Source organism: Lacticaseibacillus salsurae (genome assembly GCF_045862175.1).
GTDB classification, from domain to species: Bacteria; Bacillota; Bacilli; order Lactobacillales; family Lactobacillaceae; genus Lacticaseibacillus; species Lacticaseibacillus salsurae.
This window is the reverse complement of sequence record NZ_BAAFZI010000010.1, coordinates 1-14,325: the sequence shown is the minus strand read 5'-3', so window position 1 is coordinate 14,325 and position 14,325 is coordinate 1. Positions and strand designations below refer to the sequence as shown.

The following is a 14,325-nucleotide window of genomic DNA, read 5'->3' as shown; positions in this document are numbered from 1 at the left end:
TATAATGACAAGTTGTCACATGACATAATGTCATGAAACCGCGAGCGCATTCACGGCGTTGATTGTTTCCATAAAATCAACGCCGTTGTTATGAGCACAATGGCAATCACAATGCCAGAAAGGAGTAGCCAATGCCGAAACCGACATTTTTTCGACTTCCGGAAGAAAAACGCATGCGTTTGGTCAAAGCTGCTTATGCAGAATTTACCCGAGCACCATTTGCGGATGCTAGCATTTCCCATATCATTAAAGATGCTGGGATCCCGCGAGGAAGTTTCTATCAATATTTTGAAGATAAAAGTGATATCTTCTTTTACCTGCTAGATCGCATGCGCGACAGCGCCAAAGGCTTGACGCAGCGCACATTAGACGAGCAAAAAGGCGACTTTTTTGCCACCGTAGCGATCCTTTTTGACAAAGCCATTGATGTGTTAGTTGATGGCTCATATGCACCGTTTTACCGCAATGTCTTTATGTACATGGATTTTCATGCCGTTGCAAAACTATCGCCGACGACTCATCATCCCAAAGATAAAGGCCAATTCGTGGAGCTGATAGTCTCTGGTATTGATCGCAGTCAATTAGATGTGCGATCTGATGACGAAGTGCGGATGCTGGTGCATTTAGTATTAGGTTTATTTATGCAAACTATGGGCTATTATTACAATCATTTAGCTGACGGGGAAGATACTTCCGTCCTTGCTTTAAAGAAACGTATGGCGCAATTGCTACAATGGCTCAAATATGGCGCAACCACAAAGGAGGAAGCACATGATTAAACTTGCCAAAGGCCGCATGTCGGCGATGGCAGTCCTTGGGGCAGTCTTATTTATGGTGGTGCAAGTCATCGCCAGTTTATACTTACCGAACTTGACCTCTGATATTGTTAACAATGGGGTCGCCAATGGGGATGTCACCTACATCTGGCACACTGGGATCAAAATGGTCCTGTTTTCACTGTTAAGTGTTTTAGCGGCGGTAGGCAACGTCTTTTTGGCGGCGCGTACCTCGCAAAAACTCGGCCAAAATGTCCGTCATGATGTCTACAAAAAAGTGCTGAACTACTCCCATGATGAAATGGATACCATCGGCACCAGCTCCTTGATCACTCGGACGACTAACGATGTCACCCAGTTGCAAAACGCTTGGATGATGATCTTACGGATGATGATTATGGCGCCAATTATGTTGGTCGGGGCTAGCTTTTTGGCTTATCAAAAAGATCATGCGTTGACTTCGATTTTCTTAGTTGTGATTCCGATCATGTTGATTTTTGTCGGTATTTTGATGAAGTTTGCGGTGCCGTTGTTCCGCAAAATGCAGGAAAAAACTGATCGGATCAACTTAGTCTTTCGTGAAGGTTTGACTGGGGTGCGCGTTATCCGGGCGTTCCGTCAAGATAACTTTGAACAAAAGCGCTTTGATGTGGCCAACCAAGACTACACGCAAAACGCGATCAAAGTAAACACCATCATGGCTTTGGCCTTGCCGATCATGACGTTGATCATGTCTGGCACCAATATTGCCATTATTTGGTGGGGTGGTCATTTGATCGGCCAACAAGCGTTGCAAACTGGGAACATGATCGCCTTTATGACTTATGCCATGCAGATCTTAATGAGCTTCATGATGCTGTCTATGATCTTAATGTTCATTCCACGGGCGCAAGCTTCAGCTGTGCGGATCAACGAAGTGTTGGATCAATCCAGCCCCATCGAATCTCCAGTGTCACCTAAAGCCGTTGGCTATACGCCAAGCTTACAATTTGATCAGGTGGATTTTCGCTATCACGGCGCTGAAGAACCAGCGCTGTCTGGTATCGATGTGGACATGAAAGCTGGGGAAACACTAGCCATTATTGGTGGTACCGGTTCTGGTAAAACCACGATGATCAACTTGATCCCACGTTTTTATGATGTGGAAAAAGGGGCCGTGAAAGTTAACGGCACTCCGGTTCAAGAATTAGATCTCAAAGCATTGCATCAAGCCGTTGCCTTTGTGCCTCAAAAAGCCGTCCTATTTTCTGGAACGGTTCGCGACAACATGAAATACGGCAATCCTGATGCCACTGACGAACAGATCTGGCATGCTTTAGATATCGCCCAATCACGTGACTTCATCGCGGAAAATCCCGAAGGCTTGGATTATCACGTTGAACAAGGCGGGGGCAACTTCTCTGGTGGGCAACGTCAACGTTTGGCGATCGCCCGCGCGTTGGTCAAAGACGCCAGCATTTATGTGTTTGATGATTCGTTTTCAGCATTGGACTTTAAAACCGATGCCAACTTGCGCAAAGCATTGCGTGAAGATGAACAGATCTCCAAGCGCGTGGTGGTCATCGTCGGCCAACGGGTTTCCACAGTTGCAGATGCCGACACCATCGTGGTCTTAGACGACGGAAAAATGGTCGGTCGCGGCAGTCATAATGAACTCAAGGCAACCAACACCACTTATCAAGAAATCATCAAGTCACAAATTCGAGAGGGGGATGAAGCCTAATGGCAGAAAATTCTCAATCCAGTCGGCCAACTGGCGGCATGGGTCGCGGTCATGGTCCAGGCGCTCATGGCGGTTTAGTTGAAAAGCCGAAGAATTTCTGGGGCACCGTCACACGCTTATTTGGTTACATGAAAAGCCGGATTGTCGCCATTATCGTGGTATTGCTTTTTGCAATCGTGTCCACGATCTTTCAAATCCGCACCCCTAAGATCTTAGGGCAAGCGACAACGGAAATTTTCAAAGGCTACATGAAAGGTGTCTCCCAGCAAAAAGCCGGCATGAAAATGGCTGAGTTCCCGATCAACTTCACCAAGATCGAACATATCGTGATCACCGTGATCTTGATGTACTTGGCTTCAGCGTTATTCAGCTTCTTGCAACAATACATCATGACGCGCGTGGCGCAAAACACGGTGTATGATCTGCGTAAAGAACTTAAAGATAAAATGAAGCGCGTTCCGATCAACTACTACGATACCCATTCCAATGGGGATATCATGTCGCGGGCGATCAACGATATGGATAATATCGCCTCCACGCTGCAACAATCACTGACCCAAATGGTGACAAGTTTATTCACCTTTATTGGGACCTTGTGGATGATGCTATCGATTTCTTGGAAGTTGACCTTGATCGCGTTGATCACCATTCCGTTATCATTGGTCGTCGTTGGCATCATCGCGCCGAAATCGCAACGCTTCTTCGCGTCACAGCAAAAAGCGTTAGGGTTGTTGAACAACCAAGTTGAAGAAAACTTTGCCGGCCAAGTGGTGTTGAAGTCCTTTAACCGCGAAGAAACGGCGATGGAGACCTTTGATGCAGAAAACCAAAAGTTCTTCAATGCTGCTTGGAAAGCCCAGTTCGTTTCTGGGGTGATCATGCCATTGATGATGTTTATCAACAACATCGGTTATGTCTTCGTGGCCATTGTCGGTGGCGTTGGGGTCACTAACGGGACCGTCACGTTAGGTAATGTCCAAGCGTTCTTGCAATACACCCAACAGTTCTCCCAGCCGATCTCACAATTAGCCAACTTGGCCAACACGATTCAAAATACTGTGGCCTCTGCAGAACGTGTCTTTGAAGTGTTAGATGAAAAGGACATGGAAGATACGCCTTCTGGTGTGCCAGCAGTGCCAAATGATCCTAACAAGTTAGTGATGGATCATGTGCAGTTTGGTTATGATGGCTCTGAGTTGTTGATGAAAGATTACAACTTGGAAGTTAAACCAGGGCAAATGATTGCCATTGTCGGCCCAACTGGTGCCGGTAAAACCACGGTCATCAACATGCTTGAGCGCTTCTATGACGTGAAAGGCGGCTCGATTCGCTTAGACGGTGTGGATACGCGCGACATGTCGCGTGAAGACTTACGCAGTCATTTCGCCATGGTGTTACAAGATACTTGGTTGTTCACGGGTTCTATTTGGGACAACTTGAAGTATGGTAACGAATCTGCTAGTGATGATCAGATCATGGCCGCTTCTAAAGCCGCCCATGTGGATAACTTTGTACGGCAGTTGCCAGATGGGTATAACACCATTTTGGATGAATCTGCTTCCAATATTTCCCAAGGGCAACGGCAATTGTTGACGATCGCGCGGGCGTTTGTCGCCGATCCGGATATTTTGATCTTGGATGAAGCCACCAGTTCTGTGGATACCCGGACTGAAGTGCATATTCAACACGCGATGAGTCGCTTGCTTGAAGGCCGTACCAGCTTCGTGGTCGCACACCGGTTGTCCACGATCCGCGATGCCGACAACATTATCGTCATGAATCACGGTTCTATTATTGAAACGGGTAATCATGACGCCTTGATGGCCGCAAAAGGCTTTTATGCTGATTTGTACAATTCTCAATTCTCTGGGAACGTCGCCATTTAAGCTTGAAACCTCAAGTCACTGACTTGGGGTTTTTGTTTACAAAAAATCCATCGTCAGGCGGAAGACTGGCGGTGGATTTGGCGTAAACTAAAAGTAAAAGGAGTGACGCACATTGAATAATTGGTTAAATCGACAAATGCATGATCCCCGCGGGTTATTGCTAGGGATCCTGATTTTTCTCGGATGGTTGTTATTGATCCGGCATTTTCCCCTGATCGGCTGGGGCATTTTCTTGGTGGTCGTCGTCATTGTGGTGATCGTGCTGGTTCAAGCGGTCAAAAAGCAGTGCTGACTCAGCGGTGTTTGTGGCGCATAAACGTGGCATAGTGCAAAATCGCCGCTAGTAATGTGAAGAAAAACACCACAAAGCTAATATAACGCCACCAAAATCCGGAAATCGGTAGCAGCAATTGTAAACTCATGGTCGCCAAAGCCATCACCGCCACCATCATAAATAACAAACCGTATCGTTTCATGGTTTCATCATCCTTTCGCACCCGCTTGGGCACAGTCAAGGCCAACTTTTTAGCTGCGGCTAACTTGGCGGCAGGAATCGTCGTCATTCCCCAAGTATGCGGCAAGACCAATTCGCCAGCTTTGCGCAAACCCGCTGTACTCATGGCTTTGTCTAAGGTGGTGAAGCACGCATCGGTTTGATGGGTGAAGGTATTGTCAAAGCCACTGGCAAAACAACTGGAAATGCTCACATACACTTTGCCACGGTATCGACCGGGTAGCGAGTCCCCTTTGGCCGTCATGCGTACCATGCGCGGCCGCAAGCAGTCTAGCGCTTGCTTCAGCGGTCCAGCGACGCTACCAAAGTAAGTGGGGCTGACTAATACCCACACATCTGCTTGCGCAAGCTTGGCTTCCAGCGCATCTAAATTCACGTTTGATGTGTGTGGGCAATCCGGATGCAAAAAGCGGGTATTTAAGTCGATAAACTCAGTGGTGCCAGGTAAATCGGCCAATAAATGTTGGGTCAGCTGGGCCGTGAGCCCATGCGGATCTTGTCCGCCAAACAAAGCGACTGTATGCATTTTCAACACCTCAACATGACGCTACCAAGTTGCATCAGCCTTGTCAACGCGTCAATGCCGCGCTTAGATAAGCCCATTCATAAATAAATTTCGCGTGGTAAAATGGGAACCAGATTGGAAGTGGTTGAATGACGCCGACAAAACATATGCTACAAGAATTAGTCACTGATCGTGTCGTGCCTGGTGTATCGGCGGCAATCATGGCAGGTGATACGGTGTGGTCTGAAGCAATCGGGGATGCGCAATGGCTGCCTACAGTGAAACCACTGCAGCCAGGCATGGTTTATGATCTGGCCAGCTTGACCAAAGTGTTAGGCACCACCACCGTATTTTTACAGGCGTTAGCCCAAAACCGCGTCCAAATCGATCAACGGCTTCATGACTGGTTACCAGAGTTTTTGCCTGACACCACCTTCCGCGAAGCGTTGACGCATACCAGCGGGTTAGAAAGCTATATCCCCCATCGCGATGAACTTGATGCACCATCCTTGCGTCAAGCACTGATCGACACGTTAAAGCCCACTGGGCCTAAAAGCGTCTTGTATCGCGATTTTAACTTTTTGCTGGTGGGTTGGGCGTTGGAAAATGTGTATCACGAAGCCATTCAAACGGTGATCCAACAGCAGGTCTTGACCCCATTGCAGCTGTACACCGCCAGCTTTCACCCAGATCCTCGCTACACGGTACCGACGACTTTCGCCGATGGTCACTTGCTTAAAGGCCAAGTGCATGACCCCAAAGCCCGGATCTTAGGCGCACATGCTGGCTCAGCGGGCTTATTTGCCAGTTTGCAGGATCTGATCACTTTTACCCAATATGCCTTTGGTCAGCGGCAGTCGCCGGCATTTCCTGCAGGTGAGTTTGCCCTGCTGGAACAAGATTTTGCTGGTGGACGCTCACTTGGTTGGGACTTGCGCCATGATCAAAAAGGCGGCACTTGGTTGTATCATACCGGCTACACAGGCGGGTTTTGGCTCATGCAGCCGCAAACGCAACAAGCGCTGATCGTGTTGTCCAATCGGGTGCACCCTTCGGTCAATGCCAACTTTTTGGCCAGAAGAGATCAGATCGTCGCGCAATATTTCACAGACGTGGTAAAATGAAAGCGGTAAAGAATATCTGTTTTTCAGGAGGGTACAATGACTGAACCATTATTCCTAGCACCTGTATTTCATGAAAAAATTTGGGGTGGCCGCAAACTTGAAACTGAATTTGGCTACCAGATCCCTGATGGTAAAATCGGTGAACTGTGGGCGATCTCCGCGCATCCTAATGGCCCATCGACCATTGAAAACGGGCCGTTGGCTGGCAAGACTTTGACGCAAGCATGGGCAGATAACCAAGATTATTTTGGCCATCAAAAGTCCAAAGTGTTCCCATTGTTGACCAAGATCCTTGATGCCAACGCGTCACTTTCTGTGCAAGTGCACCCAGATGATGCCTATGCTGCCGCCCATGAAGCGCCAGGGGAATTGGGTAAAACGGAATGCTGGTACGTTATTTCCGCAGAACCTGGTTCATATTTGATCTATGGCCACCATGCCAAAACTCGCCAAGAACTCGCTGACATGATCCATGCTGGTGATTGGGAACACTTGTTGCGCAAAGTTCCAGTGAAAACTGGCGATTTTGTATACGTTCCAAGTGGCACCATTCATGCGCTGAACAAAGGCATTATGGTTTTGGAGACTCAGCAGTCATCTGACACCACGTATCGCTTGTATGATTATGACCGCACCGATGCCCAAGGTCATAAGCGGGAATTGCACTTACAACAATCCATTGACACCACCACGGTGCCATCTGTTGATCCTAAACTCGACATTCAAACTGAACATAAAGACGACGCCACGATCACCACGTTTGTGCAAGCGCCGATCTCCCCATTCTTCTCAGTTGAACGCATTGAATTGAATGGTACTGTGCATCAAACACCAAAAGCGCCATATACCTTGGTTTCTGTCTTAAAAGGTAACGGCGAATTTGCCGCTGACGGCAAGACTTTCCCGATCAAAAAAGGCACGCATTTCTTGATTCCAAACCAGATCAAAGCATGGGACTTTACTGGGGATATGGAGATCATCACCTCCGAACCTGGCGAAGAAGCCTGATCACAAAAAACTCGCCAACTGGCGAGTTTTTTTAGTCTCGAGAAACGCGTTGATTGACTGCTTGTGCGGCGGCCAAATCACTGGTGGTCCAAGAATGGATACCCCATTGGTAAAACCCGAAACTCACGACGCTGATCAAGACGAAATCCCACGGGTAATGGATCCAATCAGCGCCATTGAATTGATGCGCACCAGCGTAAGACATGAGCGAAATGAAGATCAGGTAAACCAGCAGCCATAACGCCGGTTTGATGGCACCGCGCAGTTCTTTGAAGCCCATTTTCCATTCGTAATAAAAATAAAACGGCAAACCCACTAAAATGATCATGATCACTTGCACTGTGGTTGGCCACATCGCCCAATACACCGCCAAGCTTGTGAGCACAAACGCGATCGGCGCAATGATCGGCAAATGTTTCAAGCGCACCGGACGATACAAATGTGCGCCTAACTTGCGCAAAGAAACTGCTGTCACCGGGCCGGTCAAATAGGCGATCAATGTGGCAGTGGATAACACGGTGGCCAGGACTGCCCATGAGCGAAACGTTGATACCATCACGATGGACAAGACGGTATCTGCCAGCATTGCCATACGGGGAATACGATATTTCGGATTGAGTTTGCCTAAAAAATGCGGCAGGTGGTGATTGGATTCTAAGGCAAATAACGCTCGCGCGGCGGTGGCAGCAAATGATACCCCAGTGCCAAATGGGGAAACAAAAGCATCCATATACAGCAGTACACTTAACCAATTGAGTCCCAGCAACATTGCCAAATCAGCAAATGGTGAGGTGAAATTCAAGCCGTTCCACCCAGCAGTGGCTAACACATGCGTCGGTACTGCGGTGATGAACGTGGATTGAAGCAACACATATAAGACCCCAGAGATCAGCAAGGAAATGGTGATCCCACGCAAAATATTTTTTTCTGGGTGCTCGATTTCAGCGCCCATATTGATGATGGTTTGAAACGCGTCAAACGAAAAAATGATCCCAGCGGCACTGGTGGCACTAAAAATCGCGCTGGTACCATAAGGGAAGAATTCATGCCAGCTGGTGCCATAGTTTTGCGGATGAAAACCAGACATCGTCAGCAAAATGATCGTCAACAAGGGCATGCCGATTTTAAAAATCGAGATCAAGCTGGTGAAGTGGGTGAGGACTTTAACGGACCAATAGTTCAACAGCGTGAAGACAATGATAAAGCCAAATACCACCAATAACCCGACGTTGGTGACCACGCCATTGGCCATTAAGTGATGCGTCCATTTGGCCCAAGCCCAAGGCCACGTTGACATGTATTGCACCGCCGCCACCGCTTCGATCGGGATCAAGGTGATCAATGACACCCAATTGGCCCAAGCGGCAATGAAACCAAGCAGTGAGCCATGCGAATATTGCGCATATTTACTCATCCCGCCAGCTTCTGGGAACATCGCGCCGATTTCGATATAAGTATAAGCAATGATCCCGATCACCAAGCCCCCGACTAACCAAGATAAAATAGCAGCAGGACCGGCGATCTTGGTGGCTTCCCAAGCGCCAAAAAGCCAACCGGATCCGATCAATGACCCTAAGGCCAACATCACCGATTGGAAAAGTGAAATTTTTTTGATGTGCATCTTAGACTCCAGTGTTTTCAAGATTGCTTTCAGTGTACTCGTTGTGTGAACGCATGTCACGCATGTCAAGGCACTGATAGATGACTGCGGGCACTTGAACAACACAAATCACCAATATTTAGTAAAACACATCAATTCCGTGAATACACAAAATTTAGTGATTTGTTGTGAAATCATCTGCTAAACATTAATACAGATTTGAATAAGCTTTGATACAATGGATGAAAGCGTTATACTAAATGCATAAGGAGGAGTCAACCATGAAAACAGCAAACATTTTACTGATCGGCGACGGGGCGATCGGCTCCAGTTACGCGTTTAATTTGCTCACGGCAGGCATCGGCGGCAGCTTAGGCATCATTGATGTGAACACTTCGCGGGTGCAAGGCGATGTTGAAGATCTCGTCGACGCACTGCCTTACACTGGTCAAAAGAATATTTACGCCGCCACATATGCAGATGCGCAATATGCCGATTTGATCGTGATCACTGCCGGCGTCGCGCAAAAACCTGGCGAAACGCGCTTGCAACTGCTACAAAAAAATGCCGGCATTATCAAGTCCATCACCAGCCAGATCATGGCCAACCATTTTGACGGGATCATTTTAGTGGCGTCAAATCCCGTCGATGTGTTGACCGAATTGGTCTTGCAACTTACCGGCTTGCCGAAAAATCATGTGCTAGGGTCCGGCACAGCGCTGGATTCTGCGCGTTTGCGCTCTGAGATCAGTCGGCGTTATAACGTGGACGCGCGTTCCGTGCATGGTTACATCATGGGCGAACACGGTGATTCAGAATTTCCGGTGTGGGACTACACGACTATTGGCGGCCAGCCGATCAAACAATTCATCACCGGCCAACGCGCAGCGGATGATCGCGAAGCCATTGGCGAACGGGTCAAAACCGCTGCCTATTCGATCATTGAGAAAAAAGGTGCCACCTTTTACGGGATCGCAGCGTCACTGACGCGCTTAACTGCAGCGATCGTTAATGATGAACGGGCTGCTTTTGCCATGTCAGTGCATTTGGATGGCGAATACGGATTGTCTGGTGTGGCCATCGGCGTGCCGGTGATTTTAGGTGGCGACGGGTTGGCACGGATCTTGCAACTGGATCTCAACGCTGACGATCAACAGCGCTTGGAAGATTCTGCCAAAGTGTTGAAAGATAATTTGGCGGCAGTCCTGTAACAAAGCGATCCCTCAATCAAAAAAATGCTACCTGTTGACAAAGACGTCAAAGGTAGCATTTTTTGATTGGCGGTTACTTCTTCATGATCATTTTGACTGCTTGTTGGATCCGGGCATCTTGATCAGCATGGTCTGTGGTAAGTAGACAGTCTTTGAGATTTTCAGCAACGATCAAGCCGATCAAGTTGTCCAAACTCGAACGCACGGCAGTTAGCTGGCTAACAACATCTTGACAGTCGACATTATTTTCCATCATGCGCAAGGTCCCTTGCAGTTGGCCATCAGCACGTTTCAGCCGATTGGCCATGGCTTTGTTGTAATGTAAGGTCATGATTTTTCTCCTGTTAACAAGTCTGATCGCACTTGCTGATACAAGCCGATCGCACCATCTAAGTTTTGCACGTTAAATCCATGTTGCCGCAACAGCCGTTCAGCCAAATAACTGCGCAAGCCGGTTTGACAACTCACGATATACGGCTTGGTGGGATCCAGCTGATCTAAATGGTCGCGCAGTTGATCAAGCGGTAAGTTGCGGGCTTGGGTGAAATGCCCTTGGGCGTATTCGTCAGGCTCGCGCACATCGATCAATTGCTTGCCTGAAGCCAAAGCTTGCGGCAATTCATGCCACTGGATCGTGTCAGAAAGCCCTAAAGCCACATTGCTGGCCACGTAACCAAGCATATTGACTGGGTCTTTGGCCACGCCAAACGGTGGGGCGTAAGTCAGTTCCAGCTCTGGCAAGTCAAACACGCTGTGCTTGCCTTTGATCGCGGTGGCCAATACATCGATGCGTTTATCCACACCGCTTGGACCAACTGCTTGAGCACCCAGCAGTTCGCCGCTGGTCGGGACAAAAATCGCCTTGAGCCAAAGTGGTGATGCGCCTGGATAATAAGCGGCGTGATCTTTTGCTGAAATGTGAACGACTTTAAACGCCAAGCCGAGCTTTTTGGCCTGAGATTCGCTCAAGCCGGTGGTAGCAGCCACTTGGTCAAACACCCGCACGATCGCAGTGCCTAGACTGCCGCGGTTTTTGGTGTTAAGGCCAGAAAGCACGTCAGCGACTTGCCGGCCTTGGCGGTTAGCGGGGCTAGCCAAAGCGATCAATGCCGGCTGATTTGAGACTTGGTTGGTGACTTCGATGGCATCCCCAACGGCGTAAATGTCTGGTTGCGACGTTTGATAATGCGCATCGACCGCGATCCCGCCGGTAGGACCGAGTTGAAGACCAGCCGCTTTTGCCAGCTCGGTGTTTGGTTTGACCCCAACTGACAGTAAGATCAAGTCAGCTGGGAGGATTTCACCTGAAGCCAAGGAAATGTTGCGCTTACCGATTTGCGAAACGGCATCGTTTATATGCACCGTCACACCATGCTGGCGTAACGCTTGCGCAAGCGGTGCGGCCATTTCGTCATCAAGTGCTGGGAAAACGTGGCTGCCGGCTTCCACCAAGCTAACAGTGAGGCCGCGTTTGACCAGACTTTCTGTCATTTCCAACCCAATGGCACCGCCGCCGATCACCACAGCGGTTTGGACATCAGTGGTGTTGAGGTAGCGATCGATCCGATCCATATCAGGGATGTTTCGCAAGGTGAAGACGTTATCCGCTTGGCTTAAACCTGGTAGTGCCGGCACTGTCGGCTTGGCGCCAGGCGACAAGATCAAGGCATCATACGCTTCTTGGTAAGTCTCTTTGGCGGCTTGAACGGTGACACATTTGGTTTTAGGGTCGATCGCAATCACTTTGCTGTTTTCTCGCACATCTAAGTTAAAACGCGCTTTGAGTTTCGCCGGGGTTTGCACCAGCAAGTCGTCACGGCTGGTGATCTCGCCACCTAAGTAGTAAGGCAACCCACAGTTGGCAAAGGAAACATGCGGGCCTTGTTCAAACACGACGATCTTTGCGTCTTCTTGTAGCCGGCGTAAGCGCGTGGCAGCAGACATACCGCCAGCCACGCCACCAATGATCACATATTTTTTTGTCATGAGATCGTCCTCCCTTGCCATGCCAGCATCCCACCGGCAACATTGGTGACATCCAGTCCACGTGCTTTGAGTTGCTTGTAGGCGCGCTTAGAGCGAGCCCCTGAGCGACAGATCACAAAAAGCTTGGTATGAGTTGGCGGCACGTATGCTGAGATGCGCCCAAGCGGGACATTTTTAGCGCCGGCGATGTGACCTGCACGAAATTCAGTGGGTTCGCGCACATCAAGCAACTGGGTGCCGCGGGTATGCAATTGCGCGGTTAGTTCATTTGGGGTGATGCTTTGAACTGGTGAGAACAACCCAAACATGGTTACACCTCCAAAGCCTGTGGCCAAGCAGAAACGCCACCGGTCACGTTGGTCACCTGGGTACCCACCGAGTGGAGAAATTCAGTCGCGTGGGCGGAACGCACGCCAGTTTGGCAAATGATATAGGCGCCATCGGGGATTTCTGGATAACGTTCAGCCAGCTCGCTAAGTGGCACATTCTTGGCGCCGGCAATGTGGCCGGTGGCGAATTCAAAGTCTTCGCGTACGTCGATGATCGTGGGATGGTCAGCCAACTGGTGAGCTAAAGTCGTTGCGGTGATGTTGTTCATGAAAGTCCTCCTGAAGTTTTTGAAATACCTACGGGGGTATTACTGACTAGATTAAGTGTATACCCCAGCAGGTATTCAGTCAAGTGAATATGGTTGACCATGGGTCGTGATCAGCGAGTCAGTCATTGACACGACAGTCGCACGGCAAGCTTCAAATCGCCGGCAACAAAAAAGCTGCCTTTGACAAGTTTGTCAAACGCAGCAATTGCGTGGTTATTGGTCGACTTTTGCGACCATCACAGAAGGGATCGTGATGTCGCCACCCATTGTGGATTCATAGGTGATCAAGCCTTCAGAAATACCTGAAATGGTGATTTGGTCATCTTCTAGTACGCGAGAAGTCACGCTGGTAGCAGACCACTCACAAAGCATCATTTGGTCGTAGTCACCATTGATCGCCAAGCGCACTTGGACCGTGTCAGAGTCTGAGTCTTCCATCACTTGCGCCACTTCACCTGAGAATTTCACTTTTTGGCCTTCGTAAGTATCAGGTGTGCGCGCCAATTGATCATAAGTGATGCCTGTATCATAGCCGCGAGCTTCTTCTTCGGCTTTCTTTTTAGCCGCAGCGGCGGCATCTGCCGCTGCTTTTTTGGCTTGTGCCGCTGCTTGCGCGGCTTGTTTTTCCAGCTCGGTGATTTTATCTTCGCGGGCTTTGATGCTGGATTCATCCACATAAGATTTTTGGGCAGGCGACAGTTCGTTGAACGCTTTGCGAACCGCTTGGACTTTGGCTTTGTCGTCAACCGTCAAGGCATAAGTTTCTGGTAGTGCTTCTAATTGGTCGGTGACTTTCTGCGCTGCCGCCACGTCTTGGGCGCGTTTTTTGGCATCGGCTTTTTCTAGCTTTTCATAAGGCGACATTTTTTCGTGATAGCGCGCGTTTTTGTGTTGCAAAGTGGCCAAGTCATCGGCTTTGTCCCGAAAGGCCAATTGGGTTTGCGACAAGCGCTCGCTGGTGCGGGTTTGTTTGGCAGCCAGCACTTCATATTGGTGGTTTAAGTGTAAGTGGCCGATCCAAACGCCTACAACCACCAAACAAAATATTGCCCCTAAGCTGATAAACGTCCGCTTAAAGTTTTGTGAATAGTGCTGATCGCGCCACACCAACCATAACCCCAATGGTAATACCAGTACGATCGCGATCATTGTCCCTTGATCTGTCTGAAGCCAGCGCCATCCGCGGTCGAGATAGGTCTTTATCAAAATGATTCCTCCAAAATAATCCTTATTTTATCGTGCAGATAACAGCATATCAAAAACGGATCCCGCGTTTTACAATCAAGTTAGCCACTATCGTTAGCACTCAGACAAAATAAAAAACACCAAGTCGATACGACCTGTTATCATTAAAGTTCCTACACAATTAATGAAAGAGGTATCGTCTTGATGCA

14 protein-coding genes are annotated in these 14,325 nt (G+C 48.8%); 7 read left to right on the top strand and 7 right to left on the bottom strand.

Going from position 1 to position 14,325, the window contains the following annotated elements; all coding sequences use genetic code 11:
• The first annotated feature begins 131 nt into the window (after positions 1–131).
• From ACKTSG_RS05025 to ACKTSG_RS05010, 4 genes are all read left to right on the top strand, one after another.
• A complete protein-coding gene (locus ACKTSG_RS05025; RefSeq protein ID WP_407892563.1) occupies positions 132–779 on the top strand; it encodes a TetR/AcrR family transcriptional regulator in 648 nt (215 codons plus the stop codon).
• Positions 772–2,499: an ABC transporter ATP-binding protein gene (locus ACKTSG_RS05020; RefSeq protein WP_407892561.1), complete on the top strand. Its 1,728-nt coding sequence runs from the start codon at positions 772–774 to the stop codon at positions 2,497–2,499. Before ACKTSG_RS05025 ends, ACKTSG_RS05020 begins: the two co-directional genes overlap by 8 nt.
• Positions 2,499–4,385, top strand: a complete 1,887-nt coding sequence (locus ACKTSG_RS05015) for an ABC transporter ATP-binding protein (protein ID WP_407892559.1) — start codon at positions 2,499–2,501, stop codon at positions 4,383–4,385. Before ACKTSG_RS05020 ends, ACKTSG_RS05015 begins: the two co-directional genes overlap by 1 nt.
• Positions 4,386–4,497: 112 nt before the next feature.
• The gene (locus tag ACKTSG_RS05010) at positions 4,498–4,677 is read left to right on the top strand and encodes a hypothetical protein (protein ID WP_407892558.1); all 180 of its coding nucleotides are present in this window, start codon (positions 4,498–4,500) and stop codon (positions 4,675–4,677) included.
• A 1-nt stretch (position 4,678) separates the two neighbouring features.
• Here the strand turns inward: ACKTSG_RS05010 and ACKTSG_RS05005 are convergent, their stop codons facing one another.
• Positions 4,679–5,425 carry a flavodoxin family protein gene (locus ACKTSG_RS05005; protein ID WP_407892557.1) on the bottom strand — a complete coding sequence of 249 codons (747 nt, stop codon included), beginning with the start codon at positions 5,423–5,425 and terminating at the stop codon, positions 4,679–4,681.
• Between the two features lie 128 nt (positions 5,426–5,553).
• On the opposite strand from ACKTSG_RS05005, the gene ACKTSG_RS05000 reads away from it, so the two are divergent.
• Both ACKTSG_RS05000 and manA read left to right on the top strand, forming a co-directional pair.
• On the top strand, positions 5,554–6,528 hold the full coding sequence (locus ACKTSG_RS05000; protein WP_407892555.1) for a serine hydrolase domain-containing protein: 975 nt from the start codon (positions 5,554–5,556) through the stop codon (positions 6,526–6,528).
• 36 nt (positions 6,529–6,564) lie between these two features.
• Positions 6,565–7,536, top strand: a complete 972-nt coding sequence (gene manA, locus ACKTSG_RS04995) for a mannose-6-phosphate isomerase, class I (protein WP_407892553.1) — start codon at positions 6,565–6,567, stop codon at positions 7,534–7,536.
• Positions 7,537–7,567: 31 nt separating this feature from the next.
• On the opposite strand, the gene ACKTSG_RS04990 is transcribed toward manA, so the two are convergent.
• Complete coding sequence (locus tag ACKTSG_RS04990; RefSeq protein WP_407892551.1) at positions 7,568–9,157, bottom strand: APC family permease; 1,590 nt, start codon at positions 9,155–9,157, stop codon at positions 7,568–7,570.
• Between the two features lie 260 nt (positions 9,158–9,417).
• Between ACKTSG_RS04990 and ACKTSG_RS04985 the strand changes: the two genes are divergently transcribed.
• The gene (locus tag ACKTSG_RS04985; protein WP_407892549.1) at positions 9,418–10,347 is read left to right on the top strand and encodes an L-lactate dehydrogenase; all 930 of its coding nucleotides are present in this window, start codon (positions 9,418–9,420) and stop codon (positions 10,345–10,347) included.
• 73 nt (positions 10,348–10,420) lie between these two features.
• Here the strand turns inward: ACKTSG_RS04985 and ACKTSG_RS04980 are convergent, their stop codons facing one another.
• From ACKTSG_RS04980 to ACKTSG_RS04960, 5 genes are all read right to left on the bottom strand, one after another.
• Entirely contained in the window at positions 10,421–10,678 is a 258-nt protein-coding gene (locus ACKTSG_RS04980; protein ID WP_407892547.1) for a metal-sensitive transcriptional regulator, read from the bottom strand.
• On the bottom strand, positions 10,675–12,333 hold the full coding sequence (locus tag ACKTSG_RS04975) for an FAD-dependent oxidoreductase (RefSeq protein WP_407892545.1): 1,659 nt from the start codon (positions 12,331–12,333) through the stop codon (positions 10,675–10,677). Before ACKTSG_RS04975 ends, ACKTSG_RS04980 begins: the two co-directional genes overlap by 4 nt.
• Positions 12,330–12,641: a rhodanese-like domain-containing protein gene (locus tag ACKTSG_RS04970; protein ID WP_407892543.1), complete on the bottom strand. Its 312-nt coding sequence runs from the start codon at positions 12,639–12,641 to the stop codon at positions 12,330–12,332. Before ACKTSG_RS04970 ends, ACKTSG_RS04975 begins: the two co-directional genes overlap by 4 nt.
• 2 nt (positions 12,642–12,643) lie before the next feature.
• Complete coding sequence (locus ACKTSG_RS04965) at positions 12,644–12,931, bottom strand: rhodanese-like domain-containing protein (protein WP_407892541.1); 288 nt, start codon at positions 12,929–12,931, stop codon at positions 12,644–12,646.
• Positions 12,932–13,144: 213 nt separating this feature from the next.
• Entirely contained in the window at positions 13,145–14,137 is a 993-nt protein-coding gene (locus ACKTSG_RS04960) for a hypothetical protein (RefSeq protein ID WP_407892539.1), read from the bottom strand.
• Between the last annotated feature and the right edge of the window lie 188 nt (positions 14,138–14,325).